This window comes from Bacillus sp. KS1 (assembly GCF_020075515.1).
GTDB lineage: Bacteria > Bacillota > Bacilli > Bacillales > Bacillaceae > Bacillus > Bacillus velezensis.
This window is the reverse complement of sequence record NZ_JACAWW010000022.1, coordinates 192,210-216,827: the sequence shown is the minus strand read 5'-3', so window position 1 is coordinate 216,827 and position 24,618 is coordinate 192,210. Positions and strand designations below refer to the sequence as shown.

The following is a 24,618-nucleotide window of genomic DNA, read 5'->3' as shown; positions in this document are numbered from 1 at the left end:
TCGGTTTCTGCGTATTCTTTCGTTAGATCGTGATCAAGCTTTCCGAGTTTATGTATGGTCTTATCCCGTTTTTTGTCTGCTGAATCCAGCTTTTGATCGACATCTTCTGTGGAGAAAACATCAAGATGAATGATATCGCTGATTTCATCAAGGATACCTTTCATTTCATTGCGCTGCTCCTGCATGATGGCTTTTGATTTATTCTTCGCATGAATCAGCTCATGTTCTAAAAAGGACTCTTCCACAAACGAATCGGCCAATCCGGCATCAGCTACTTTTCCAGAAATACTGTTAAGAAAAGCAATTTTCATATCGATCAGATCAAGCCAGCTGTCTGTGACACCGGCGTGATCTTGAAAGAATGCTTTAATGTTGTCTGCGCCTTTGCCTGAAAACTCACTGTCGTCTAAGTCAGCCATTCCCTGAAACGCTTTTCTGAGATTGATAAATTGTTCTCTAATCTGATCGTATTGTTTTGCCCGCTTTTCTGCGGCTGAGATTAACGAGGATGCTTCAAATACCTTCATATCTGTCTCCTTTCCACTTGGTCTTATCTAAACTCTCTATTCTGAAACATATTTATAATATTCTTTAATTTTAGGCTTTACTTCCCAATATTTAGTTCCGTTTGATGACACCAACATGTCAAACCATATCTCAAAGTTAGAGTCTAAATATACCGTATCTTCAATATTATCAATTGAATCCAGATACAACATATATCCTAATCCCTTATTTGATCTGTTTACATCAATAACATACCTGCCATCATAATGGTACCCAATTAGGACATATCCCTTAGGGAAGTCTTGAACTTCATTAAATTCAATTATCCCTTCTGTACTAAGAAGCTCAATACCATTAAACATTTCCATTCCATTGTGATTGAAAAGGAACTCTTTATAATCATTGGGCAAAGTTACCCCTAACATCTTTTCTAAACTATTAATTTCTTGAGGACTGGCTGGGTCTCTGAATTGAAAAGCAGCATCTTCCATGACATGCCCTCCATGTTGGAGCATAGGAAAAGTTCCGTATTTAGAAACAGCTTCCTTTATCCCATCAAGAGTCATGCGAATTAACTTTCCTTCTTCCATTTAAATTTCCCTCCTCTAAGGTGTTTAGGTCACTAAATTTTACCACATAACTGTATTTGAGTGTCCTAAAATACCAAAACACAATTTACAATCTTTGGTTTTATATTTATAATTAGGAAGGTTTGTCCGATATAGAGACAGAACAAACAAATTGGGGGAATTACATTGAAGAAATGGTTATTAGGCATTGGCGCATTATCTCTAAGCTTTTCTTTGGCTGCGTGTGGATCTGATTCTGCTTCTACAGATAAAACAGATTCAGATAAAGCTAAAACAACGCAGCAAGAAGAAAAGGATGCAAAAGAGACAAAGGCAGACACTCAATCAAATGACAAAAATGAAAAAGCCGAAAATGCTTCAAAGAAGGATTCGTCGGATAAAAAGGCGTCTGACAAAAAGAAAAAGCTGGTCGATGTAACACTTAACAGAACAGTTGATGGGAATACGATTAAAGTTAACTATAAAGGCGAAGTCAAAACTGTTCGTTATTTACTTGTTGACACGCCTAAAACTAAGAAGCCAAACTCTTGCATACAACCATATGGTGAGGATGCTTCAGCAAGAAACAAACAGCTGGTTAACAAGGGAAAACTTCAACTGGAGTTTGATAAAGGAGATCGCACAGACAAGTATGGGAGAATGCTGGCTTACGTATATGCAGATGGCAAATCAGTACAAGAAACACTGCTTAAAGAAGGATTAGCACGAGTAGCTTATGTATATGAGCCAAACACGAAGTATTTAGACACGTATAAGAAAGATGAGCAAGCTGCGAAAGATAAAGACTTGAAGATTTGGAGTAAGAATGGATATGCGACTGATAAAGGATTTAATGGCTGCGTAACGAAACCGAAGAAATCAGTAAGTGTATCTAAGCCGGCTCAAAAGTCAGTTGCAACACATCAATCCGAGACACATAAATCGAACTCAAGCAGTTCAGCATCAAGCAGCTCTTCTAACTCTGCACAAGCCTCCCCTTCTGCTGGAGGAACAGAACACTTTGCAAACTGCACAGAGCTGAGAAAGAAATATCCGCATGGCGTACCAAGCACTCACCCGGCTTATACATCTAAGATGGATCGGGATAATGACAACTTTGCATGTGAGAAGAATTAATTATTTTGAAGTCCTCTGAGGCTTCTTTTTTATTTGGGTATATTCAATCTAAACAAAAAACCACAGAGCGTGTGAGGGGCTCTGTGGTCTATAGTGGCTGTTAAACCCCTATGATACATCAATTAGGATTTTATCAAAACTTTTCTTTTAAAGATAACATCATCTCTGTCTCAAATAGTGCCTGAAGCAGTTCATCGATATTAATTTCGTTCTGCTTGTAATTATTCTTTTCATAAGTACGAATAATTTCTTCATATTCTGATCGATTATCTCCTTTAATGGAGCTAATTCCAAGCTCTTCACCGTATCGGTTAATGAATAGTTGTTTATTCATTTCTTTCGCTTTATCATTTTCATAATTACAAAATGCACCTGACAACTGGACGAGAAAAGTTTCGTCTTCAGAATTTAGGTTATTTTCGTTACACCAGTCTACAAAACGATTTCCAGTCATGTTATCACCTTTAATTTTAGTATTTAAAGAACAAGATAATCTGCAGCAAGGATGATATATTCTACTGCCATGCCAATTGTTTCAGCAACTCCTGCGCCAACTGCACCTTTAATAGCTGGTGGAATTTGTTTTCTTGCCATAGCAGCAACCTCTTTAGGAGCTCCGGTTATATCTTCGAGAACCTTACAAATTTTGTTTGTGTTTTTAATAATCTTGTTTACCGTGGACTTTCCAAACATTGTACCTAAAATGTCTTTTGCCCAAGCATTATTCGCTAGTCCTCTAATAACCTTAATCGCTTCTTTAGCTGCGGCGCTTTTAGCTCCCATAGTACTCATTTGATCTTGTGAGTTACCATTTTCGAGACCTTTTAATTCTTCAGCAGCATCTAAAATGCCTTTTTCTTTTACTGGTGCGGCTGAGTATTCTTTAGCTAGTTTTTGAAGCTCGGTAGGATTATAAGTAAATTGCACGTCCTGTTTAGAAACACTCGCTTTTTGCACTTCTGAGGCCGAAGCTCCAACAGTAGGGATGGCTATAACGGCTGCAAGCAACATCAAAAGAATTTTAGCAAATAGACTTTTCAATTTGAACTCTCCTTTATCCCTAATTTTATTGTTCAACACATTGACCACAATACCATAAAATACTAATATTTTTTCCTGTTTTTATTATATTCGTTTAAAAAAGGTAAGGCAGTCCTACATTTGAAACTGTTCAGAAATCACTACGGTGATCAAATATTCATTCACAATTTAAGATATTTTCACTACACAAAAAAGACTGTTCTCAAAAACAGTCTTAGATGTTTTTAGAATTAACGTATCCGTTAATTTCTTTAATTCTTATTCTGATTTTTAAACGCCAAGTGCTCAATTCTTTGATCCTTAAAAACTTGACGGATATAGGGAGGCGAATAATTATATTTCCGGCCAATTTCTTTAGCTCATTTTTTTGTTGAAATCAGATCGTATAGCAGATCAAAGTCTTTTGCTCTCCTTCTCTTTGACAATTCAGAGTAAGAAAGCTTGTCCACTTTTTTTGCCAAATAGATTCAGAATACCCCAGTCTGGGATATTAAGTTCCTTTGGTATTTCCCCCACCGTTTTAAGTTCTTTGTTTATGGGTAAAACCATTATTTTATTTAGTGTTCAAGTTATATTTGCTCATAAGCGCTGCCATATGAGGATTAAATGAACAAAATAAAAACCCTGTTAATTACAGTCGGCGTTTAATTAAAAAATGAATCCGATTAGAATAGATCAATATTCAAACAATACAATCCTTACAATATTACGTTATTTTCGTATTCAATGTCAGACAGAATATTGTACGAATACTTCTGTTTTTACAGTAAATACAATAAAGAGGAGGTGCTGATTTTTTGGAGTTAAAAAACATCGTTCATTCTTACAACATTACAAATATTTTAGGTTATCTCAGACGCTCTCGTCAGGATATGGAGCGAGAAAAAAGAACAGGCGAAGATACGCTAACAGAACAAAATGAACTCATGAATAAAATACTGAAGTCGATTGAAATCCCCTATGAATTAAAAATGGAAATCGGGTCAGGAGAAAGCATTGAGGGCCGCCCTGTTTTTAAAGAATGTCTTAAAGACCTCGAGGAAGGCAAGTACCAGGCAATTGCTGTTAAAGAAATAACAAGACTCAGCCGCGGGAGCTACAGTGATGCGGGACAAATTGTTAACCTTCTTCAAAGCAAGCGATTGATTATCATTACACCATATAAAGTTTATGACCCTCGAAATCCTGCAGACATGCGTCAGATTCGTTTTGAATTGTTTATGGCCAGAGAAGAATTTGAAATGACCAGAGAGCGTATGACAGGCGCTAAATACACATATGCGGCACAAGGGAAATGGATTTCCGGACTAGCGCCTTATGGATACCGGTTAAACAAAAAAACATCCAAACTAGTCCCAGTCGAAGAAAAAGCAAAAGTCGTTCAATTCATCTTTAACCTCTTTTTAAATGGGTTGAATGGAAAAGATTATAGTTATACAGCGATTGCTTCTCACTTAACAAAATTACAAATACCGACTCCATCAGGAAAAAAGCGCTGGAATCAATACACAATTAAAGCAATTCTGCAAAACGAAGCGTATATCGGAACTGTTAAATATAAGGTTAGAGAAAAAACAAAAGACGGTAAACGAACAATTAGACCTGAAAAGGAACAAATTGTAGTATCGGATGCACATGCCCCTATAATAGATCAAGAACAATTTCAACAATCACAAGAGAAAATTGCAAACAAAGTCCCCCTACTGCCTAATAAAAACGCATTGGAATTAAGTGAATTGGCAGGCGTATGCACTTGTTCTAAGTGTGGTGAACCATTATCTAAATACGAAACTAGGCGAACGCGAGAAAACAAAAACGGCACGGAAAGTGTATATCACGTTAAATCACTCACTTGCAAAAAGAATAAATGCACTTATGTGAGATATAACGATGTTGAAAATGCCATTCTGGATTACCTCTCTTCTTTAAGCAACTTAGATAATAAGACTTTAACAAAACATATCATTTCAATGATTTCTAAATACGAAGACGTAAATAGTAATGTGAAAACAAAAAAGCAAATGTCTGAACATCTCTCACAAAAAGAACAAGAGTTAAAAAACAAAGAGAATTTTATCTTCGAAAAATATGAGAGCGGCATTTACACTGATGAACTTTTTTTGAAAAGAAAAGCTGTTTTAGATGAAGAATTTAAAGAACTCCAGATTGCCAAGCATGAGCTCAATGGAACCCAAGAAGCGCAATCAGAAATAGACAGTAATACAGTCAGAAACAACATAAATAAGATAATTGATCAATATCACATTGAATCAAACACAGAGAAAAAGAACGCGCTATTAAGAATGGTCTTCAAAGAAGTTATCGTTACGATGACACAAAAAAGAAAAGGGCCAATTCCGGCTCAGTTTGAAATCACCCCTATCCTGAGGTTTAATTTTTCCGTTTTCGACTTCACCGTCACTGATAGTCCCTCAAAATGCAGTAAATATCTTAAAAAACCGATAAAGCCGTTTCCCCGGTAAACACAATGGGAGCTACGAAGCTGTTGTCCGAGAAGCTGTTTCATCAGGCGAATCATCATGTTCAAAACCGCGGTACGGTATTTTGTTCGGTCCGCTTCGGCAATGTGCTAGGTTCACGCGGTTCCGTTATTCCTATTTTATTTGAGCAGTTGATGGCAGGCGGTCCGCTCACCATTACGGATAAAAACATGACGAGGTTTTTTATGTCGATTGATGATGCCGCAACGCTCACCCTGCAATCTGCGGCGATTACAAAGGGCGGAGAAACGTTTATTTTTAAAATGGAGTCCCTGAGGCTTGAAGAACTGCTTCACGGGTTTGAAGAATATGCGTTCCGGCATGGACTGCCGCGGCCAGCCGCTGTTGAAGTGGGAAAACGCCCCGGTGAGAAGCTTCATGAAGAACTGACCTCTCCTCATGAGACGGAATCTTTATATGAATGGGGCAATCTTTACGCGATATTGCCGGATCCCGCCAAACATCCGGAATTTCGGAAGGTCAATCTCCCCAGATATCAATCCGATCAGGCGCCGCTCATCACAAAAGACACAATCGTAAAGATTATTGAACGATTACATGAAGAAAAAAAAACATAGAAAAAAGGCCTGTCTGATAGGCAGGCCTCATTGCTGAGCTCTATTTTTCAAATAAATGCAGGCAGGCTTCATAGCCCTCTTCCTTCAGCTTGTCTTTCGGAATAAACCGGAGTGCCGCAGAGTTAATGCAATAACGGAGACCGCTTGGCCCCGGGCCGTCATTAAATACGTGGCCTAAGTGGGAATCCGCTGTTTTGCTTCTCACTTCCGTCCGGATCATCCCGTGGCTTGTATCCAGTTTTTCGTCAACCTCTTTTTCCTCAATCGGTTTTGTAAAACTGGGCCAGCCGCAATGAGAATCGAATTTATCCAGAGAAGTAAACAAGGGCTTTCCCGATACGATATCAACATACAGCCCCTCTTCTTTGTGATCCCAGAATTCATTTTGAAACGGCGGCTCCGTTCCGTTATTTTGTGTGACTTCATATTGCATACGGTTTAATGATTTGATTTTTTCTTCTTTATTAAAAGCCATCTTATCTGTCCCTCCAATGCTCATCCAGAAAGCCTTGACGTCCGGAACCTACACGGTAGCGCCCGTAGTGATCAGGATTTTTCTTATAAAAGTGCTGATGATAGCCTTCCGCTTCATAAAAAGGCTCAGCCTTTAAAATGTCTGTCACAATCGGCTTTTTAAATATGCCGCTTTCTTCAAGCTGTTTTTTTGAGGCTTCAGCGATTTGTTTTTGTTCATCATTATGGTAATATATCGCCGCCCGATATGAACTTCCGCGGTCTGCAAACTGGCCGCCTGCATCAGTCGGGTCGATCTGCTGCCAAAACAGCTCGACAAGCTTTTCATACGGATAAATGTCAGGTTGAAATGTGATTTGAACGGCTTCTCTGTGTCCGGTCGTTTCACTGCACACTTCTTCGTAAGTGGGATTCTCAGTATGACCTCCTGTATAGCCGGACACCACCTTTTCAATTCCGGGCTGTTCGTCAAACGGCTTCACCATGCACCAAAAACAGCCGCCTGCAAATGTGGCGATTTCTTTTTTTTCTGACATACGGGTGCCCTCCTTTGTTCATACGTGGTATTATTATATTATAGCATGTATAAACAGAATAAAAATAATTCTGCTTTCAGGGGAAGCTAAACGAATGCCACGCTGACTACATATTGGAGGTTCATGATTTGAAAGTAAGGACACAAATGATGTATGATATGGAAGCTTTGCTTCGAAAAGTGTTTAAACAAATCAGAAATGAAGTTAATGAAATTCTAGATAAAGAGCTGTCCAGGAACGAATTCACCATTTTGCGGATTCTCAGTGAACAAGGGCCTAAAAAAGTAACGGAATTCGCCCCCATTCTTGAGGTTTCCGCAAGCCACATTACCGCAGTGACCGACGCTTTAGTAGAAAAGGAATGGATCACCCGCATCCGTTCTAAAGAGGACAGGCGAATTATCAGAATCCATATTACGGAAGCCGGGGAGAAAATTGTCGATCATTTCAACCAGAAAAAAACAGAATACTTTTTTAAACGGTTTGACTGCTACTCTGATGAAGAGCTTGCAACGTTAATCAAACTGTTCAGCAAGCTAGACAAAAAACGCTGACACGAAAAAACACAAATCCCTGAAAGGATCTGTGTTTTTTTATGAAGACTTATTGTTTCGGATGATAATAGGAAAATTCAATTTCATCCGTGTCGAGATTGATTTTATCCGCTTTTACATACATGCCGTTGTCTAAAGGCATTTCTGACAGACGGATCTCGATGCTTTTATCCCCGGAATGAACGTGCACAAATGACGGGAGTTCATAAAAGCTGTCCATATAATTCAGCACAAAGCTGATCGGCAGGCTTAATTCGCCTAATGAAAACTTCGTCACTTTCAAAACCACATCTCCGTTCTCCTGTACGGACGGTTCAAATGTGACGACCGCATTAATGGAGGTTGAGAATGCTTTGATTTTACCAGCCACGTGCACATCGTTATTGATGTCCACTTTGTAGTCAAGCTGATTCGATGCCTTCTCTTTTAAGTACGCATTCACAAACCTGGCAAGAGATTCTTTAGAGCTTGTGATATGAAAGCCGTACTCACTTTTTGTCTGATCTTGTATTTTCGCCTGCTCTCCCGGCATAACCAATAATGTCACAATTACCGCGGCGGCAATCACATTGAGTGCGAGAAGAACAAAAAACAGCGATTTCCACTTTTTCATCATTTCACCCTATTCTGCTGGTAACCCTTGTTTTTCAATAATGCCGTACAATCGATCGGCGATGAGTGCATATCCTTTTGCGTTCGGATGAAAATCATCATCCTTTGAAATCCGTCTGCTGCCGCTTTTTTGACTGAACAAGTCTTCAACATTCACCGCGGCGGCGTGAGGATCTTTTTCCAGCTCTTTTGCGGCGATCTTGTTCCAATCCGTTACAACCCCGTTAATTTCTTTTAATTCAGGCAGCGTAAACGTGAATGGATTATACATGCTGACATACACCAGCTCTGCGTTTCCATTATATTTGCGGATTTTTGAAACGATCGCCTTGAACCGTTTTTCAAAAGGTTTCTCTTCCTTTTGGAACGGCTGAACCGTCAGCTGCATCATATTCTGGCGGAGCACCTTCATTAAGTCATTGCCGCCGATGGTAAAAAAGATATAGTCGGCGCTCTTTAATGATTTCTGAACTTTTTTATTATCAAGCTTTTCCAGCAGGTCCGACGTTTTGTCGCCCTGCACCGCATAATTTTTAATATCTACCGTTTTCACATGTCCCTTTTTCTTAAGGGATTCCGCTGCCCTGCCGACGTATCCTGAACCGTCAGGATCTCCTACTCCTTCAGTCAATGAATCACCGACCGCAGCTATGACAATATGATCTTTCGTTTTCGGTTCTTCAGCGTCAGAACCGGTGCGCTGGACAGAACATGCTGATAAAAGCAAAGCCAGTCCGGCGATCAATGAGAACATTCGCAGCTTCAATCTGGTTGCTCCTTCCCCGTCTACTAGTGGAAAGTGTAACATGTTTTTTCAGATTTGAAAATGTCTAATCTGCCAGTTTACTTGAGCTCCTCAGCCGCTTTGACATCTGAGAGGATATCATCATACGGAACCTTCTGCACACCGTCATAATCTTTAAGCACCTTGCCGTCAGGTCCGACTAAATAAAAAGAAGTTTGATGTATGACCTGGTCCTCTCCCTCCGGCTTTTTGACGATTGCTTTAAAGCTGTTCAGCGCAAAATCTTCAATGTCCTTTTGGCTGTAACCGGTCAGAAAATCCCAGTTGCGAAGCGAAAGCGGATATTTGGAAGCAAATGCTTTCAGCTGTTTCGGCTTATCATTTTCAGGATCTACACTGAACGACACAATCCGCACGTCCAGGTTCTCAGCCTTCAGTTTTTTTTGCAGTTCGGTCATGTGGGCCGTCATCGGCGGACAGACTGTATTACAATTTGTAAACATAAAGTCGGCAATCCAGACATGCCCCTTCAGGCTTTTCAGTGACACTGTTTTTCCGTCTTGGTTTTGATATGAAAACGGCTCAATCTGATAGTTCAGCGGGTCTTTTATCGTTTTCCCCCCGCAGGCGCACAAGAGCAGCAAACAAAAGACGGCAGCGAAGATTTTCATTTTTTTCATTTCCATTCCCCCCATGGATAAAACGCTTACAGGATTCATCACAAAAAAATTCCCGCACCCTCCCCTATCAAAAGGAAGGCGCTAAGGAATATGCACCGTTATGCGTTATGTTTTAAAATCTCTTGGTTGAAAACGGCCTCGTAATCTTTCCACTTCATACGGCGCTTGACATATTGTCGGAATGAATACACTGTTCTCACACTTTGTGAAGCAAAAACCTCTCTCAAATAAAGCTCAAGGTGCTGATGAATTTGAAAAAAATAATGTTCACCTTCCGTGACAACCGGTATTTCTGTCACTTTTACCTGAATCCCGTCCTGTCGTTTGAACTCTAGGCTTTTGAGTAACAAGATATCAATCCTTCTTTTTCGATTGTTTTCTTTTTATTATATACAATCTGAGAAAGCGTGTCTGTCATTTTGCGCGGCCCTTCTAAAAAAAGTCAGATTAACAGGTGGAACAGATCCTGATCTTTATTCACCTCTACGTAATGAAATCCTTTTTGATTCATCCGGGCAATGAGTGCGCCGTAATCTTCCCGATGCTTGAGCTCAATGCCGACCAATGCGGGGCCGCTGCTTTTGTTATTTTTTTTCGTGTATTCAAACCGGGTGATGTCATCATCAGGCCCGAGCACTTCATCAAGGTATTCGCGAAGCGCTCCCGCCCTTTGCGGGAAATTAACGATAAAATAATGCTGCAGCCCCTCGTAAATCATGGAGCGTTCCTTCATCTCCTGCATTCTGCCGATGTCATTATTCCCTCCGCTGACCATGCAGATGACGTTTTTCCCTTTAATCTCTTCCTTGTACAGATCAAGTGCTGACACGGACAATGCACCCGCCGGCTCCGCTACGATGGCGCATTGATTATATAATTCAAGAATCGTGCTGCACACTTTTCCTTCCGGGACAAGCACAACGTCATCGACGACGGTTTCGAGCGTTTGAAAGGTTTCGGCGCCGATTTTTTTTACGGCCGCCCCATCGACAAATTTATCAATTTTCTCAAGTTCAACCACTTGTCCGGCTTTTTTCGATTCAAAATAGGAGGCTGCGCCCTTCGGCTCTACCGCTATGATTTTTGTATCCGGCGAGATGTTTTTCATGTACGTGCCGAGCCCGGACAGGAGTCCTCCTCCCCCTACGCTTGCAAAAAGAAAATGCGGTTCAACGTCAATGTCATTTAAAATTTCGATGGCAGCCGTTCCCTGTCCGGCCATGACATCGGGATCGTCAAACGGATGAATAAACGTGCGGTTTTCTTTTTCACAGCATTCCGCAGAACTCTTATACGCATCATCGAAAGTGTCACCCGTCAATATGATTTCAACAAATTCTTTTCCGAACAGTTCCACTTGAGATACTTTCTGTCTCGGTGTGGTTGACGGCATAAAAATCTTGCCGTGAATGCCGAGGTGTTTGCATGAAAACGCAACCCCCTGCGCATGGTTTCCCGCACTTGCGCATACAATTCCGTTTTCAGTCTGCTCTTTTGAGAGCTGCCTCATTTTATTATAAGCCCCTCTGAGCTTAAATGATCTGACCACCTGCAGGTCTTCTCTTTTCAAATAGATATTGCAGCCATACCTCTCAGAAAGTCTGTCATTCCTCTGCAAAGGCGTATGTATCACAACGTCCTTTACATTTTGGTGCGCTTTTAAAATGTCTTTTACCTGGATGAGAGAGTCTTCTTTAAGCAACGGTTTCATTTACAGAGTCCTTTCTTATTTAAATCCCTATTTAATATGCCATTATAACATGAATATTCAAACAATAAGATAATTATTTTAATTTTGTAAATAAAAATAAATGAACCGATACAAGAGAAAAAGATATTTTCGATCGCACAAACGTGTTATACTTAAACCAATTAGAACCAAAAGGAGCCAATTTATGAGTGTAATTGAACAAACTGATCCTTTTTATCAGCTGGCCGGCGAACATCAAACCTTTTTAGAAGCGAAACGATTGGCCTCGCAATTTGCCTTATCTGATTTGCCGGTCTTCATAACAGGTGAAGTCGGAACCGGAAAAAAACAAATGGCCAGAGCGATCCATCATAAATCCCGCAGAAACAGCGAACTATTTATTACCGTTCACTGCAGCCAAAACGAAGATCGGCTCGAATATGAACTGTTCAGCGCTGAAGGTGCATTAAACAGGGCCCGCCGCGGAACATTATTCTTATATGAAATCGGAGACATGCCGCTCTCGGTACAGACCCGCCTTCTTTCCGAGCTGGACGCCGGGATTTCCGCCCGCATCATTGCAAGCAGCACGGCGGATCTTGGCGATACCGGCGCAGAAAATACGTTCAGCCAAGATTTATTTTACAGGCTTCACGTGTTATGCCTTCCGCTCCCTGCTTTATCTGAACGAAAAAGCGATATACCGCTTCTTCTGCAACATATGCTGACAGCCACCGGGCAGCATGTTCATATCGATCCGTCCGTTTATCCGCTGTTTGAGCGGCACACCTTTAACGGCAACATCAGAGAACTTCAAAATGCGGCGTACTATATGGCCGCGGCAGCATCCGGCAGCACGATTTATCCCGATGATGTCCCGCTGTATATCAAAAACAGCCAGAAAGCGAAAACAGCTAAGAAAAAAGAAAAACGGCTGACATTGATGGAGAAAGAAGAGTTTTTGTTTATTTTGGAATCAATTAAAGACTTAAATACAAAGGGCGAACCCGCCAGCAGACGGAGCATATCCGAATTAAGCGAAAACAGCACAATGACATTATCGCCCCAGCAGGTCAGAAACAGGCTTGATTACTTAGAAAAGATGAACTATGTGACAAAAGGCCGAGGACGCGCAGGAACAAAAATTACATTAGAAGGGTTGAGCTTTTTGCAGTCACTGCAAAAACAAATCCTTTAAAAAGGAGGACATTTGATTGTTCACAATAAAAGAAGAAATCGCAAATGCCGTCACACACGGAATCGGTGTATTGCTGTCGATTCCGGCGCTTATTTTTCTCATTATCTTCGCGGTGAAATACGGCTCGCCGACAGACATCGTCAGCTTTTCAATCTTTGGCGCTTCAATGCTGCTGCTGTATCTCAGCTCGACTCTTTTGCACAGCATTCAGCATAAAAAAACGAAAGACATTCTTGAAATTGTGGATCATTCCGCGATATACGTATTAATAGCCGGAACATATACGCCATTTTTATTAGGACCCCTTAAAGGGGCGCTCGGTCTGACCCTTTTAATTATTGTTTGGTCGCTTGCCATCGGAGGCATCGTGTTTAAAATCTTTTTCGTGAAGCGGTTTATCATTTTTTCAACGCTTGTCTATTTATTGATGGGCTGGCTGATCATCGTCGCCATTAAACCGCTGTACGCTTCGCTGTCAGGCCCCGGTTTCGGCCTTCTTCTTTTCGGCGGCTTATTGTATTCCGCCGGCACAATATTTTATATTTGGAGAAAGGTTCCGTATCATCACGCCATTTGGCACAGTTTTGTTTTAGGCGGCAGCGCCTCGATGTTTTTCTGTATTTTGTTTTATTGCGTCAAAGTTCCCTTTATCTGAAATAAAAAAGCACAGCCTCTCTATAGAGACTGTGCTTTTTTTATGCACGGAGCCGTTTCTGACCGGCCGGATAATAAGCGGGCTTTATATGTAATTCAATGTCAGCCGGCTTCAGCCGTTTCAGTAATCTGCCCCGCAGCAGCCGGTCTGTTCCCGAAGTGCTGACGGGCACAATCGGGAGATCGAAACGAAGAGCCAGTTCCTCCGGATTGATTTTGCCGTCTTCGGACAGAATCAGGCTTTGCCCTTTTTGCAGACGGACTTCCGCCTCCTGAAACACGGCGTCCCGGCTGTCTCCGTCACAAATGACACCCATCAGCCGCAGCCAATTTCCGAGAAACGGCATCCGGAAAGCTTTCTCGCCAGCGATAAAACCAGCCGGCTCTTCAAGATGTCCCGCAAGCAGCAGAAGATCAGCCGGGCGCAATCTGGGATGCACATACAATACGGGGCCGTCCGGTATCGGCTGATCATGATGAATGCCGATTGCCGATCCCGATACGTCAATGCAGCCTCTCATAAAGGCTTTCGGCCTCTCATACACCAGCCTCATCTGTTTTTGAAAAGAAAGCCGCGGGTCAAGCTCTTTTTGATTGATATATTCCTGAATATTTTTCATGAACATAAATACAACGTACATCACAAGGCAGCCGTAACGAATCAATTCTTGTCCCCCTGCTTAAACTCAATTCTTTTTCTCGTATACAAGGTACTCATAATCGTAAGGGTTTTTGTCATCTTTTACTCCCTGTTTGCGGGATGTCAATTCCCATTCAGCTTCATTAAATTCCGGAAAAAAACGGTCTCCTTCAAAGACATGGTGAATTTTTGTCATGTAGAGTCTGTCCGCATAAGGAAAGAGCGCACTGTACAGCTGGGCGCCGCCGATCACAAAGCATTCTTCATCCGCCGGGATCAGCTTGAGCACTTCCTCAGCCGAGTCGGCAGTAATACAGCCCGGGAATAAAGATTCGTCCCGTGAGGTTACAACGATGTTACGCCGGTTCGGAAGCGGGCGTCCGATTGATTCAAACGTTTTCCGCCCCATTACAATGGTGTGACCCGTCGTCACTTTTTTGAAATATGCGAGATCATCGGGAAGGTGCCAAGGCAGATCGTTATCTTTTCCGATCAGCCGGTTTTCATCCATCGCAAAAATAAACGAAATCATACGCTGACAGCTCCTTTTATGTGCGGATGCGGGTCATAATCCTCAATGATAAAGTCTTCAAACGCAAAATCAAAAATAGAATCAACATTTCGCGCAAACCGCAGTTTCGGCAGCGGACGGACATCCCTTGTCAGCTGCAAATTCACCTGCTCCACATGGTTTTGGTAAATGTGGACGTCTCCGAATGTATGAACAAACTCACCCGGTTCAAGCCCCGTCACATGCGCGATCATCATTGTTAAAAGCGCATAAGACGCAATATTAAACGGCACGCCGAGAAAGACATCCGCTGAGCGCTGATAAAGCTGGCACGACAGTTTTCCGTCCGCGACATAAAACTGAAACAGGCAGTGGCAAGGCGGAAGCGCCATATGATCAATTTCGCCGACATTCCAGGCGCTGACGATTAAACGTCTGGAATTCGGGTTTGTCTTGATGTCGTGAATCAGCCGGGAGATTTGATCAATGGTCTCGCCGTCCGCTCCGCGCCATGAACGCCATTGAGAACCGTAAACCGGTCCGAGTTCTCCGTTTTCATCCGCCCATTCGTTCCAGATGCGGACTCCGTTTTCCTGAAGGTAGCGGACATTCGTATCTCCTTTTAAAAACCAAAGCAGCTCATGCGCGATGGACTTAAAATGGAGCTTTTTCGTCGTAAGCATCGGGAAACCTTCCTGAAGGTTAAACCGCATTTGGTAGCCGAACGTGCTGATCGTACCCGTTCCCGTACGGTCTCCTTTTTTTTCTCCGTTTTCTAACACATGACGGCACAAATCTTTATATTGTTTCATTTTTTTCATCCTTTTAAAGTAGTCTTTTAGTAGTGTAACACAATAAAAAATCATTTCTGCAAAATTTCTCAGAAATGATTTTTTTATTTCTTCTCGCTATTACACGCTCATCCAGTCAGGCGGCGTATTGCGGTCCCAGTAAATGCTGCCGAGCTCATGATGTGATTGAAAGCCGTCTTCAGCGGTATGGTAATGAAAATTAAACCAGTAGCCGTCTTGCGGAGGATGATCCCGGCGGACGTGGAACCTTAAAAGATCTTCACCCGTCAGCCTGTTATACACATGAAAAATTTTTTCAGTTTTTCCGGCTGACGGTTTGCTGGAAATAACCACATCCTGATACGCTTCATCATCTTGAAACTTGGCCAAATGTCCTGTGATCACATCTTCGATTTTCGGCAGAATTTCACTTCTGTAATCATCTTCAATGACCGGAGAGATTTTGCTGCCGAATTTTAAAAATGATTGATTTTCAGCATCACCGAGAAGCTGCTGCTGATACGATTGAAACAGTAATTCAGGCTCCCGCCCTGCCTTCTCTTCTCCCGGCAGGGCGTGTTCATCATAAAAAGCGGTGTAATCATTCTGCTCAAGACTGCTCGACTGTCCTGAAGGCTTGTCTGTCATCAAAGCAGCCGGAGGAGACACGAGTCCGAACGTTACAATGGTAAACAGAACCACAAGGGTCTTTTTCATCCACAATTTCATGACAGATTGTTCCCCTCTGTTTTATTGTCCTCTTTTCCTTTATTTTAGCATAGATGAAAGCGCGGCGTCATGTCCGGCAGCGTATTATCATGCAATATGGGAAATTGGTAACTGTGACCGAGCGGATAAACCGCTTACAATAAGAAGGAGAAAAAGGAGGGGATGAGATGATTAACGCTTTATTTGCGACTGTATCACTTCTCACGCTGCTTTATTTTGTCGTTATGGAAATCACTGATTAACGAAAAAGAAGCCCATGATATCATGAGCTCACATGGATGACACCAAAGTGGAAAAGCGCCGTCTTTCTTTTCAGCACCTTGAAGCCGTATCGTTCAAACCGCGGGCTTTTCCAATGGTCTTTAAGCACTACGCATTTTTTCGCCGCCCGGACGGCTTGCGTGATGCACTCTTCGTTAAAACCCTCTTCTGCCAGCGCGCGGAGCGGTGCAATCCCGTCTGACGTTTCAACAGGTTCGTGAAACATCGGGTCAAAATAAATGACATCTACCGATGAGTCAGGAAGCTCCCGCAAATAATCGGCGCAGTCGGCATGTTTGACCTGAATGCGTTTCATGGCGGTTTGGAGCTGCTCCATTCCGGTTTCCCACGTTTGAAGTCCTGTTTCTACAAGCAATGAGACAAGCTTGTTTTTCTCCAGGCCGATGACTTGTCCGCTTTTTCCGACTGCCAGGCTTGCCAAAATCGCATCGGTTGCCAGGCCGAGCGTACAATCTAAAAAGGAATCCCCTTCGCGTAATCCGGCTGCTTTTAACAACGGCTCGGCTTCACCTCTCAAAAACCGCTTTGCGCGGAACATCGCTGTATTCGGGTGAAAAAAGAACTTCTCCCCTTGCTTCGTGTAAAGTTCGAACCGTTCCTTTCCGATGACTAAAAGATCGCCAGCCGCTCGTTCCAGCATTTTTTCAATGGGCTGTTTATTGCGGCTGCAGTAAGTGTCACCCAGCTTGACACTGAGTGACTGCGCTGTGTGTCTCGTATATTCGCTTGGTCTGTAACTCGTTGTGATCATTTTTTTCTCCAAAAAGAAAATGCCCGGAATTCGGGCATTTCAGCAGTGCGCATCGAAGGCATCCGTCAGATTTTTCATAATTTCCTCCATGTCATGCCCTTCGATTTCGTGGCGGGGAATAAAATGAACGACCTCTTTCCCTTTTAACAGCGCCATTGAAGGCGAGGAAGGTTCCTGCCCCGTAAAATATTCACGCATTTTTGCAGTTGCGTCTTTATCTTGACCGGCAAATACGGTAACCGTATGATCAGGCGCTTTTTCATGCTGTAAAACAGCCTGAGTCGCAGCCGGACGGGCAAGACCGGCAGCACAGCCGCACACGGAGTTGACAACGACCAATGTCGTGCCCTCTGCCTGTTCCATAAAGCTTTCTACTTCTTCAGCAGTCGTTAATTCCTGAAAACCCGCACCCGTCAGCTCACGGCGCATCGGCACGACCAGCTGGCGCATATATTCTTCATAAGCCATTGACATAAAAAAGCCCCCTCTAAAATCCTTATATGAAGTCAAGGATACTATAGAGGGGGCCGGAATTCAATTGTTCAGGCCTCTGTTTTATATTTTCATGATTCCGCCTGTATTGGCGCTTGTTACGAGTTTGGAATACCGGGCTAGATATCCTGTTTTTACTTTCGGCTCGAAGCCTTTCCATTCGGCCTTGCGTTTTCCCCATTCTTCTTCAGCCACTTGTACGTCCAAAATCCGTTTTTCTATGTCAACGATGACATGGTCGCCGTTTTCTACGAATGCGAGCGGGCCGCCTTCAGCCGCTTCAGGCGATACGTGCCCGATTGAAAGGCCCCGGGACGCTCCTGAAAAACGCCCGTCTGTAATAAGCGCCACTTTCGGGCCAAGCCCCATTCCGACAATTTGAGACGTCGGAGCGAGCATCTCCGGCATGCCCGGGCCGCCCTTTGGCCCTTCATAACGGATAATGACAACATCTCCTTCTTTTACTTTGCGGTTTATAATACCTTCAAGCGCGGCTTCCTGGGAATCAAAGACGACAGCGGGCCCTTCATGTCTTGTAATCCCGTCCTGTACGCCGCCTGTTTTGATAATGGCGCCGTCCGGAGCCAGATTCCCAAATAGAACGGCCAAACCGCCTTTTTCGGTAAACGGATTGTCAAGCGGATGAATCACGTCATAATCCTTTACTTCATGACCCGCAATTGTTTCTCCGAGTGTGCGGCCTGTTACAGTCAGCGCGTCAAGATGAAGCGCTCCTTCTTTTTTCGCCAATTCATTAAGGGCCGCCGAGACTCCGCCCGCTTCGTGCAGATCTTCAATGTAGACGTCCGAGGCCGGCGCCAATTTCGATAAGTGAGGCACTCGTTCAGCCACTTCGTTAATCCGTTCTAAAGAGTACTCAACCCCAGCTTCATTGGCAAGCGCAAGCGTATGAAGCACTGTGTTGGTTGAGCCGCCGAGAGCCATGTCTAACGCAAATGCGTTGTCAATCGCTTTTTCGGTGACGATATCGCGCGGCTTAATGTCTTTTTTGATGGTCTCCATCAATTGAGCCGCTGATTTTCTCACAAACTCTCTTCTCTCCGGTGAAGTTGCAAGAATTGTTCCGTTGCCCGGAAGCGCCAGACCGAGCGCTTCAGACAGACAGTTCATGGAGTTTGCCGTAAACATGCCCGAACAAGATCCGCACGTCGGGCAGCCGAACTGTTCCAGCTCCTGCAGGTCGCTTTCACCGATTTTCCCGGCTTGATATGCGCCGACGCCTTCAAATACTGAAGAAAGCGAAATTTTGCGGCCGTCGCTTGTGCGGCCGGCTGCCATCGGCCCCCCGCTGACAAAAATGGTCGGAATATTAATCCGCATAGCCGCCATCAGCATTCCCGGCGTAATTTTGTCGCAGTTCGGAATGCAGACCATTCCGTCAAACCAGTGCGCCGAGACGACCGTTTCAACTGAATCGGCAATGATTTCGCGGCTCGGCAGCGAATATCTCATGCCGATATGCCCCATCGCGATTCCGTCATCTACTCCGATCGTGTTAAATTCAAAAGGCACACCGCCCGCTTCCCTGATTGCTTCTTTTACGATTTTTCCAAATTCCTGCAGGTGAACATGCCCGGGAACGATATCGATGTATGAATTACAGACCGCGATAAACGGCTTGCCGAAGTCTTCTTCTTTTACGCCGGCAGCGCGAAGAAGGCTGCGGTGCGGCGCTCTGTCAATTCCCTGTGTGATCATGTTGCTGCGTAATTCTGCCATGGTGATCCCCCTACTGTTTTTAGACTGTGCATTATTTTTAAAATTTTCAGTTTATTCTAGGGCGTGTTCTGCAAATTTTACAGTGTCTTTGCCCTGTCTCGCTTTTCTATTCTTTCTGTATTTCGATAAAAACCCTCCAACAATTAATATTGTACTTACTATATAGAGTTTTGAATCATTTTTCAACAATATTCTAAATAATTTTTATAAAAAGTGAATTCAAATAAAAAAAGGTGCATGGCGCACCTTTTTGTTATAACTGTTCTTTTTTTCTGCTTTCAGTCATCTGTTTCCAGACTGAACCTTTCGCCTCTTCTCCGTGCTCAATCCGTTCAATCGCCATTTTGACTTGCAGGCTGACTTCGAATTCCGGATCGTCTTCCGCCGCTTTTAATGCTTCCAGCGCGCTTTCATCGCCGACTTCATATAAAAACATGGCCGCGCGCCAGCGCACAAGCTTACTTGAGTCACTGAGCGATTTCATCATGGCCGGGATGGCGCTCGTATCGCCGAGATCCGACAGACAGTCACCCGCCGTCCTTCTGACCGTCACCGTTTTGTCTTCAAGCGCTTTGTATAACAGCGGAAGCACAGACGGTTTTTCGATCATTCCCAAATAAACGACGGCTTGTCTTCTGATCGAAGTCTTCGGATCATGCAGCGCCTTTTCCAATACTGGTAAATCGTCTTCATCCGGATCCATTTGCTCAAGATGGGCATAGCGCTGTTTCCAGTCTTCATCATCAAGCATCTCCAATGTCACTTTATAAGCTTTCCGCTGCACTGCGGGTTTGGCCTCACCCTTTTGCTGTGCGGCTGCTTCTGTCAGACGTTTGAGCCGCTCATCACTGTAGGCGGCCTGAAGCTCTTCTGTGACATCGTGTCCGATTTCGGTAAAATCCCCGAAGCGCACGCCTTGTTCTTTCCAGGCCCGCTCAAATACGACATTTGAAGCTTCGGAACGCAGCTTTAAAATGGCTTCTTGGAAACGTTCCGGAAGGCCGAAGCGCTCTTCACGTTCGCCGTCCGTCAATTTGACCTGCATCGGGATTCCGCTGAACATTTGTACGAAAACCTTCACTTCACCGAACGATTCCTGTTCAGAACGGCTCTCAGACTGCTCCGTATGTTCCATTCCGAAGGCGGAACGGACCTGAGGCAGAATTTCCTTCCAGTCAAAACGGGCGTTTCTCTCCACAGCCAGGAAATCGGCAACGTGATAAACGCCCTTTACTCCTTCAATGTTTAAAATATCACGTACGACAGCCGGAGCATCATCTGCCTGATCGGGCTTGTAATTGTTGCTTTTCCCTGCCGGAAGCTCTTCAGTCAAAATTACTTTCATCGTGTTCGGACTCGGCGTCGGTTCTATTGATTTAATCTTCATATTGGTCCTCCTATGCGCAATCTGACACTTATTCTAACATAGTCGGCACAAGCGTTCTATTGCGCCGCTCAGCTTTTGCAAATGCCGGCCTCTTTTTGGATACGGGCGGCGAACTGCAAAAGAAATTGATGCCGCTCCTCTGCTAAACCGGCCCCCGCTTTTGTATTCATTAAGCCTTTAAGCTTGATTAATTTATCCTCTATATGGGCCAGCACACTTGTTTGAGTTCCGTACATCGGGTGACCCTTCGCGCCGGCAAACATAAAAGCCCTGCCGATGCCCGCTGCGCCGATCGCATCAAGCATGTCTGCATCCTGAACAACTTTCCCCTCCAATGAAAGCGGCCGCTTTTTCAGCAGTTCCCTGTGTCTGAATGACATTCTCGTGATAATATCCGCGATCTCCTGAATGGAGCCAGCCGCGATGTTGAAAGCAGCCAGCCGTTCTGTCACTTCGCCTGCCGTCAGCCTTTCGCTTTTTTCGAGCTTGGCGTCAATCAGATCATGAACCAGCGCGGCCGTCTCAGTGATAAATAAGTCGGCGCCTTATTCTTTTGCCATATAAACAGAAAGTGTTGCGACCCGGGAAATATGAAGCCAGTCATGGCCCGTACGTTCATTAATAAGCTTTTCTCTGACCCAATTCCTGACGCTTTCCAGCTGCTCTTTTTCGTTCACCGTATCACCTCTTATCGGGCCAAAAGCCTCTGCACCGTATCTTCAAGCTCTTTTGGGTTGACGTTCGGTGAAAAACGCCCGGTGACTTCACCGTTTCGGTCCACGATAAACTTAGTGAAATTCCATTTGACCGCTTTTGTGCCGAGCATCCCCTTCGCCTTTTCCGTCAGATATGTGAAGAGAGGATGAGCGTCTGCTCCATTGACATCGACTTTCGCAAACATCGGGAATGTGACTCCGTAGTTTTTCACACAGAACTCTTGAATTTCCGCTTCGTTTCCAGGTTCTTGGTTCATGAATTGGTTGCAGGGAAATCCCAATATTTCAAGACCTTCCTCCCGATATGTATCATAGAGCTCCTGAAGCTGCTTGAGCTGGGATGTGAACCCGCATTTGCTTGCTGTATTCACAATGATCATCACCTTGCCTCTGTAAGCCGATAGCGTCATGTCTTCGCCTGTTATGGTCCGTACGTTTATATCGTAAATTGTCATCTGCGGCCCTCCTATTTACATTCTTCATTTATTTTACCTGTTTTACACTGCAAAACAAACGGTAACCGCTTTTTCCTTCCACTTAACGGAAAACGTTTTTTTCGAGGAACCAAACGGCTGTTTACCCGTCATAATAAAGAGCCGCTCCGAATTTATGCCCATTTGCCGCTTTTATCCTTGTCATTATGCGTTAAATGCGGTTTATTACGCCGGGATGGATTGAAAAATGGCTTAAAAATTTCTATAATGAAGAAAATTAACGGGGAATAACGGAGGTGGCATGTTGCCTATTAATATACCAAATCACCTGCCCGCTAAGCAGGTGCTTGAAAGTGAACACATCTTTGTAATGGATGAAAGCCGGGCTTTTCATCAGGATATCCGGCCGCAGAAGATCGTGATTTTAAATCTGATGCCGAAAAAAATCCAAACGGAAACCCAGCTCCTCAGGATGCTTGGGAATTCACCTTTACAAGTTCACTTTACGTTCTTAATTCCGAGCACACATACTCCAAAAAATACGGCAAGGCAGCATCTGGATGAATTTTATACGGATTTTTCCAGTATCCGCCACAAACGGTTTGACGGAATGATTATTACCGGAGCTCCGATTGAGCACCTGCCGTTTGAAGATGTTTCTTACTGGGAAGAATTGAAGGAAATCATGGAATGGAGCAAAACGAATGTCACTTCAACCCTCCATATCTGCTGGGGCGCTCAAGCCGGTTTATACTATCATTACGGCATTGAGAAAGTGGAGCTGCCGAAAAAAATCTTCGGTGTGTTTGAGCATACCGTTCTTAAAAAACATGAGAGATTGGTAAGAGGATTTGACGAGCTATACTATGTGCCCCACTCACGGCATACAGATATTAATACGGAGCAGCTGCAATCGGCTTCGGATCTGGATGTGCTCAGCGTTTCAGAGGAAGCGGGGGTCTGTTTAATCGTTTCAAAAGACGAAAAACAGATTTTCTTAACGGGTCATCCGGAATATGATACCGATACGCTACTTCAGGAGTATGAGAGAGACATAGAGAGAAATCTTTCAAACGTAGAAGCTCCTAAGCACTATTTTGCGCCCGGCGGGAAAGAACCTGTTAACCGCTGGAAAGCTCATGCAACGTTATTGTTTATGAATTGGCTGAATTATTACGTATATCAGGAAACCCCGTATGAATGGGATTAATTTTTGTTTTGAGTGATACGGTGACAAAAATATGATAAAATACTCTTGATTCAGTATGCGTATAACAAAACTTTAAAATAATGGAACATATCAATTAAATTTAGTTTAAATATGTTGCCGCGCTTATTATATAATGATGCACTTGTGTTATGTTTATCTATAGACAATAACTCCTTACGATGCATGAAGCTTGCTTGTTGTTGATTACATTGAGGTGAATTTACTTGAATACCAATAAAAAAGTATTAATTTTGACTGCAAATTACGGAAACGGGCATGTTCAAGTGGCCAAAACGCTCTACGAACAGTGTCTGCGTCTCGGCTTAGATGTGACGGTTTCCAATTTGTATCAAGAGTCAAATCCGATTGTTTCAGAGGTTACTCAATACCTTTATTTAAAAAGCTTCTCAATCGGGAAACAGTTTTATCGTTTGTTTTATTACGGAGTTGACAAAATCTATAATAAACGCAAATTCAATATTTATTTTAAAATGGGAAATAAACGTTTAGGCCAGCTCGTCGAAGAGCATAAGCCGGACATTATTATCAATACATTTCCGATGATTGTCGTACCGGAATACAGACGGAGAACCGGAAAAGTGATCCCGACGTTCAACGTTATGACCGATTTCTGCCTTCACAAAATCTGGGTTCATGAAAATGTTGATAAATATTATGTCGCCACAGATTACGTGAAGGAAAAACTGATTGAAATCGGCACTCACCCGAACAACGTAAAGATCACGGGCATTCCCATCAGGCCTCAATTCGAGGAATCGATGCCGAAAGAGCCGATTTATAAAAAATACAATCTCTCTCCCGACAAAAAAGTTCTTCTTATTATGGCGGGAGCGCATGGTGTGCTGAAAAACGTAAAAGAACTGTGCGAAAATCTCGTTCATGACGATCAGGTGCAGGTTGTGGTGGTATGCGGCAAAAACAGCTCGCTGAAAGAATCCCTCAGCAGCTTGGAAGGTGACAATGCCGACCGGCTGAAAGTGCTGGGCTATGTAGAAAGAATTGACGAGCTGTTCCGTATTACGGACTGCATGATCACGAAACCGGGCGGCATCACACTGACGGAAGCGACGGCGATCGGCGTACCCGTTATTTTGTACAAACCGGTTCCCGGACAGGAAAAGGAAAACGCCATTTTCTTTGAAGATCGCGGTGCGGCTGTCGTGGTCAACCGCCACGAAGAAATTTTAGAGTCTGTCACCTCCCTTCTTGCGGATGAGGAGAAGCTGAACCGGATGAAGGACAATATTAAAAGCCTTCACCTCCCTAACTCCTCTGAAGTCATTTTGCAGGACATTATAAAAGAATCTGAACTGATGGCCGAAAAGGCGGATATGGCATTATCGTAAGAGAAAAGCACACGGACGATTCGTGTGCTTTTTGTTTTTTTCCGGATAAGCTTTGGCACTGGAAAAATAAAGATAAAAAATAGAGAGCGGCC

At 43.5% G+C, this 24,618-nt stretch carries 27 protein-coding genes and 2 pseudogenes; 8 read left to right on the top strand and 21 right to left on the bottom strand.

What is annotated here, in order from left to right:
* Together HWY38_RS17820 and HWY38_RS17815 are read right to left on the bottom strand one after the other, a co-directional pair.
* Positions 1 to 527 (bottom strand): T7SS effector LXG polymorphic toxin (locus HWY38_RS17820; RefSeq protein ID WP_263433381.1); only part of this gene is annotated, 527 nt, incomplete at its 3' end.
* Positions 528 to 563: 36 nt separating this feature from the next.
* Positions 564 to 998 (bottom strand): SMI1/KNR4 family protein, encoded by a 435-nt coding sequence (locus tag HWY38_RS17815; RefSeq protein ID WP_224182301.1) that lies wholly within the window; start codon positions 996 to 998, stop codon positions 564 to 566.
* 264 nt (positions 999 to 1,262) lie between these two features.
* Between HWY38_RS17815 and HWY38_RS17810 the strand changes: the two genes are divergently transcribed.
* Positions 1,263 to 2,213 (top strand): thermonuclease family protein, encoded by a 951-nt coding sequence (locus tag HWY38_RS17810; RefSeq protein ID WP_224182296.1) that lies wholly within the window; start codon positions 1,263 to 1,265, stop codon positions 2,211 to 2,213.
* A 133-nt stretch (positions 2,214 to 2,346) separates the two neighbouring features.
* Here HWY38_RS17810 and HWY38_RS17805 read toward each other — a convergent pair whose 3' ends face one another.
* Together HWY38_RS17805 and HWY38_RS17800 are read right to left on the bottom strand one after the other, a co-directional pair.
* Positions 2,347 to 2,667: a hypothetical protein gene (locus tag HWY38_RS17805; RefSeq protein ID WP_021493967.1), complete on the bottom strand. Its 321-nt coding sequence runs from the start codon at positions 2,665 to 2,667 to the stop codon at positions 2,347 to 2,349.
* Between the two features lie 23 nt (positions 2,668 to 2,690).
* Positions 2,691 to 3,254, bottom strand: a complete 564-nt coding sequence (locus tag HWY38_RS17800) for a hypothetical protein (RefSeq protein ID WP_224182295.1) — start codon at positions 3,252 to 3,254, stop codon at positions 2,691 to 2,693.
* A gap of 797 nt (positions 3,255 to 4,051) precedes the next feature.
* On the opposite strand from HWY38_RS17800, the gene HWY38_RS17795 reads away from it, so the two are divergent.
* Complete coding sequence (locus HWY38_RS17795) at positions 4,052 to 5,737, top strand: recombinase family protein (RefSeq protein ID WP_224182294.1); 1,686 nt, start codon at positions 4,052 to 4,054, stop codon at positions 5,735 to 5,737.
* A pseudogene (locus HWY38_RS17790) lies at positions 5,713 to 6,333 on the top strand (polysaccharide biosynthesis protein); the annotation flags it as partial. The gene HWY38_RS17795 and the pseudogene HWY38_RS17790, both read left to right, overlap by 25 nt.
* Before the next feature lie 40 nt (positions 6,334 to 6,373).
* On the opposite strand, the gene msrB reads toward HWY38_RS17790, so the two are convergent.
* Entirely contained in the window at positions 6,374 to 6,808 is a 435-nt protein-coding gene (gene msrB, locus HWY38_RS17785) for a peptide-methionine (R)-S-oxide reductase MsrB (protein ID WP_224182293.1), read from the bottom strand.
* Position 6,809: 1 nt separating this feature from the next.
* Positions 6,810 to 7,343, bottom strand: coding sequence for a peptide-methionine (S)-S-oxide reductase MsrA (gene msrA, locus HWY38_RS17780; protein WP_003153641.1), 534 nt, complete (start codon positions 7,341 to 7,343; stop codon positions 6,810 to 6,812).
* Positions 7,344 to 7,471: 128 nt separating this feature from the next.
* On the opposite strand from msrA, the gene HWY38_RS17775 reads away from it, so the two are divergent.
* Positions 7,472 to 7,897 carry a MarR family transcriptional regulator gene (locus tag HWY38_RS17775; protein ID WP_003153639.1) on the top strand — a complete coding sequence of 142 codons (426 nt, stop codon included), beginning with the start codon at positions 7,472 to 7,474 and terminating at the stop codon, positions 7,895 to 7,897.
* Positions 7,898 to 7,946: 49 nt separating this feature from the next.
* Here HWY38_RS17775 and HWY38_RS17770 read toward each other — a convergent pair whose 3' ends face one another.
* The 5 genes from HWY38_RS17770 to ilvA form a co-directional block, all read right to left on the bottom strand.
* On the bottom strand, positions 7,947 to 8,510 hold the full coding sequence (locus HWY38_RS17770; protein ID WP_029326139.1) for a YpmS family protein: 564 nt from the start codon (positions 8,508 to 8,510) through the stop codon (positions 7,947 to 7,949).
* Positions 8,511 to 8,519: 9 nt separating this feature from the next.
* Positions 8,520 to 9,275: an SGNH/GDSL hydrolase family protein gene (locus HWY38_RS17765; protein WP_105937601.1), complete on the bottom strand. Its 756-nt coding sequence runs from the start codon at positions 9,273 to 9,275 to the stop codon at positions 8,520 to 8,522.
* A 77-nt stretch (positions 9,276 to 9,352) separates the two neighbouring features.
* Positions 9,353 to 9,934 (bottom strand): SCO family protein, encoded by a 582-nt coding sequence (locus tag HWY38_RS17760; RefSeq protein ID WP_029326138.1) that lies wholly within the window; start codon positions 9,932 to 9,934, stop codon positions 9,353 to 9,355.
* 98 nt (positions 9,935 to 10,032) lie between these two features.
* Positions 10,033 to 10,284, bottom strand: coding sequence for a DUF2535 family protein (locus tag HWY38_RS17755; protein ID WP_007409532.1), 252 nt, complete (start codon positions 10,282 to 10,284; stop codon positions 10,033 to 10,035).
* 92 nt (positions 10,285 to 10,376) lie between these two features.
* The gene (gene ilvA, locus HWY38_RS17750) at positions 10,377 to 11,645 is read right to left on the bottom strand and encodes a threonine ammonia-lyase IlvA (RefSeq protein ID WP_007612085.1); all 1,269 of its coding nucleotides are present in this window, start codon (positions 11,643 to 11,645) and stop codon (positions 10,377 to 10,379) included.
* 184 nt (positions 11,646 to 11,829) lie between these two features.
* On the opposite strand from ilvA, the gene HWY38_RS17745 reads away from it, so the two are divergent.
* Both HWY38_RS17745 and trhA read left to right on the top strand, forming a co-directional pair.
* Entirely contained in the window at positions 11,830 to 12,822 is a 993-nt protein-coding gene (locus tag HWY38_RS17745; RefSeq protein WP_101669916.1) for a sigma-54-dependent transcriptional regulator, read from the top strand.
* Between the two features lie 16 nt (positions 12,823 to 12,838).
* Positions 12,839 to 13,477 carry a PAQR family membrane homeostasis protein TrhA gene (gene trhA / locus HWY38_RS17740; protein ID WP_007612091.1) on the top strand — a complete coding sequence of 213 codons (639 nt, stop codon included), beginning with the start codon at positions 12,839 to 12,841 and terminating at the stop codon, positions 13,475 to 13,477.
* A gap of 40 nt (positions 13,478 to 13,517) precedes the next feature.
* Here trhA and HWY38_RS17735 read toward each other — a convergent pair whose 3' ends face one another.
* The 10 genes and pseudogenes from HWY38_RS17735 to HWY38_RS17690 all read right to left on the bottom strand — a co-directional run bounded on the left by HWY38_RS17735 (position 13,518) and on the right by HWY38_RS17690 (position 21,970).
* A complete protein-coding gene (locus tag HWY38_RS17735; RefSeq protein ID WP_021494209.1) occupies positions 13,518 to 14,141 on the bottom strand; it encodes a lysophospholipid acyltransferase family protein in 624 nt (207 codons plus the stop codon).
* Between the two features lie 21 nt (positions 14,142 to 14,162).
* The gene (locus HWY38_RS17730) at positions 14,163 to 14,648 is read right to left on the bottom strand and encodes a dihydrofolate reductase (RefSeq protein WP_032873320.1); all 486 of its coding nucleotides are present in this window, start codon (positions 14,646 to 14,648) and stop codon (positions 14,163 to 14,165) included.
* Positions 14,645 to 15,439 (bottom strand): thymidylate synthase, encoded by a 795-nt coding sequence (locus HWY38_RS17725; protein WP_007612094.1) that lies wholly within the window; start codon positions 15,437 to 15,439, stop codon positions 14,645 to 14,647. The genes HWY38_RS17730 and HWY38_RS17725 overlap by 4 nt, the downstream gene beginning before the upstream one ends.
* Positions 15,440 to 15,538: 99 nt before the next feature.
* Entirely contained in the window at positions 15,539 to 16,147 is a 609-nt protein-coding gene (locus HWY38_RS17720; RefSeq protein WP_007409526.1) for a YpjP family protein, read from the bottom strand.
* A 262-nt stretch (positions 16,148 to 16,409) separates the two neighbouring features.
* Entirely contained in the window at positions 16,410 to 17,180 is a 771-nt protein-coding gene (locus tag HWY38_RS17715) for a class I SAM-dependent methyltransferase (RefSeq protein WP_224182292.1), read from the bottom strand.
* Positions 17,181 to 17,219: 39 nt separating this feature from the next.
* Positions 17,220 to 17,654 (bottom strand): BrxA/BrxB family bacilliredoxin, encoded by a 435-nt coding sequence (locus tag HWY38_RS17710; protein WP_003153619.1) that lies wholly within the window; start codon positions 17,652 to 17,654, stop codon positions 17,220 to 17,222.
* 81 nt (positions 17,655 to 17,735) lie between these two features.
* A complete protein-coding gene (ilvD, locus tag HWY38_RS17705) occupies positions 17,736 to 19,412 on the bottom strand; it encodes a dihydroxy-acid dehydratase (RefSeq protein ID WP_224182291.1) in 1,677 nt (558 codons plus the stop codon).
* A gap of 253 nt (positions 19,413 to 19,665) precedes the next feature.
* A complete protein-coding gene (locus tag HWY38_RS17700; RefSeq protein ID WP_224182290.1) occupies positions 19,666 to 20,799 on the bottom strand; it encodes a conserved virulence factor C family protein in 1,134 nt (377 codons plus the stop codon).
* Between the two features lie 68 nt (positions 20,800 to 20,867).
* A pseudogene (locus HWY38_RS17695) lies at positions 20,868 to 21,476 on the bottom strand (HD domain-containing protein).
* An 11-nt stretch (positions 21,477 to 21,487) separates the two neighbouring features.
* Positions 21,488 to 21,970, bottom strand: coding sequence for a glutathione peroxidase (locus HWY38_RS17690; protein ID WP_033574699.1), 483 nt, complete (start codon positions 21,968 to 21,970; stop codon positions 21,488 to 21,490).
* Positions 21,971 to 22,253: 283 nt separating this feature from the next.
* Here HWY38_RS17690 and metA point away from each other — a divergent pair, with 283 nt between their 5' ends.
* Both metA and HWY38_RS17680 read left to right on the top strand, forming a co-directional pair.
* The gene (gene metA / locus HWY38_RS17685; RefSeq protein ID WP_003153608.1) at positions 22,254 to 23,159 is read left to right on the top strand and encodes a homoserine O-acetyltransferase MetA; all 906 of its coding nucleotides are present in this window, start codon (positions 22,254 to 22,256) and stop codon (positions 23,157 to 23,159) included.
* Between the two features lie 224 nt (positions 23,160 to 23,383).
* On the top strand, positions 23,384 to 24,526 hold the full coding sequence (locus HWY38_RS17680) for a diglucosyl diacylglycerol synthase (RefSeq protein ID WP_032873307.1): 1,143 nt from the start codon (positions 23,384 to 23,386) through the stop codon (positions 24,524 to 24,526).
* Positions 24,527 to 24,618: the final 92 nt, after the last annotated feature.

Excerpts from the sequence above, each read along its gene's own strand:
- HWY38_RS17815 (WP_224182301.1), bottom strand. The coding sequence starts at position 998 with ATGGAAGATGCTGCTTTTCAATTCAGAGACCCAGCCAGTCCTCAAGAA.
- HWY38_RS17805 (WP_021493967.1), bottom strand. The coding sequence starts at position 2,667 with ATGACTGGAAATCGTTTTGTAGACTGGTGTAACGAAAATAACCTAAAT.
- msrB (WP_224182293.1), bottom strand. The coding sequence starts at position 6,808 with ATGGCTTTTAATAAAGAAGAAAAAATCAAATCATTAAACCGTATGCAA.
- msrA (WP_003153641.1), bottom strand. The coding sequence starts at position 7,343 with ATGTCAGAAAAAAAAGAAATCGCCACATTTGCAGGCGGCTGTTTTTGG.
- HWY38_RS17770 (WP_029326139.1), bottom strand. The coding sequence starts at position 8,510 with ATGAAAAAGTGGAAATCGCTGTTTTTTGTTCTTCTCGCACTCAATGTG.
- HWY38_RS17760 (WP_029326138.1), bottom strand. The coding sequence starts at position 9,934 with ATGAAAAAAATGAAAATCTTCGCTGCCGTCTTTTGTTTGCTGCTCTTG.
- ilvA (WP_007612085.1), bottom strand. The coding sequence starts at position 11,645 with ATGAAACCGTTGCTTAAAGAAGACTCTCTCATCCAGGTAAAAGACATT.
- HWY38_RS17745 (WP_101669916.1), top strand. The coding sequence starts at position 11,830 with ATGAGTGTAATTGAACAAACTGATCCTTTTTATCAGCTGGCCGGCGAA.
- HWY38_RS17730 (WP_032873320.1), bottom strand. The coding sequence starts at position 14,648 with ATGATTTCGTTTATTTTTGCGATGGATGAAAACCGGCTGATCGGAAAA.
- HWY38_RS17725 (WP_007612094.1), bottom strand. The coding sequence starts at position 15,439 with ATGAAACAATATAAAGATTTGTGCCGTCATGTGTTAGAAAACGGAGAA.
- HWY38_RS17720 (WP_007409526.1), bottom strand. The coding sequence starts at position 16,147 with ATGAAATTGTGGATGAAAAAGACCCTTGTGGTTCTGTTTACCATTGTA.
- HWY38_RS17715 (WP_224182292.1), bottom strand. The coding sequence starts at position 17,180 with ATGATCACAACGAGTTACAGACCAAGCGAATATACGAGACACACAGCG.
- HWY38_RS17710 (WP_003153619.1), bottom strand. The coding sequence starts at position 17,654 with ATGTCAATGGCTTATGAAGAATATATGCGCCAGCTGGTCGTGCCGATG.
- ilvD (WP_224182291.1), bottom strand. The coding sequence starts at position 19,412 with ATGGCAGAATTACGCAGCAACATGATCACACAGGGAATTGACAGAGCG.
- HWY38_RS17700 (WP_224182290.1), bottom strand. The coding sequence starts at position 20,799 with ATGAAGATTAAATCAATAGAACCGACGCCGAGTCCGAACACGATGAAA.
- HWY38_RS17690 (WP_033574699.1), bottom strand. The coding sequence starts at position 21,970 with ATGACAATTTACGATATAAACGTACGGACCATAACAGGCGAAGACATG.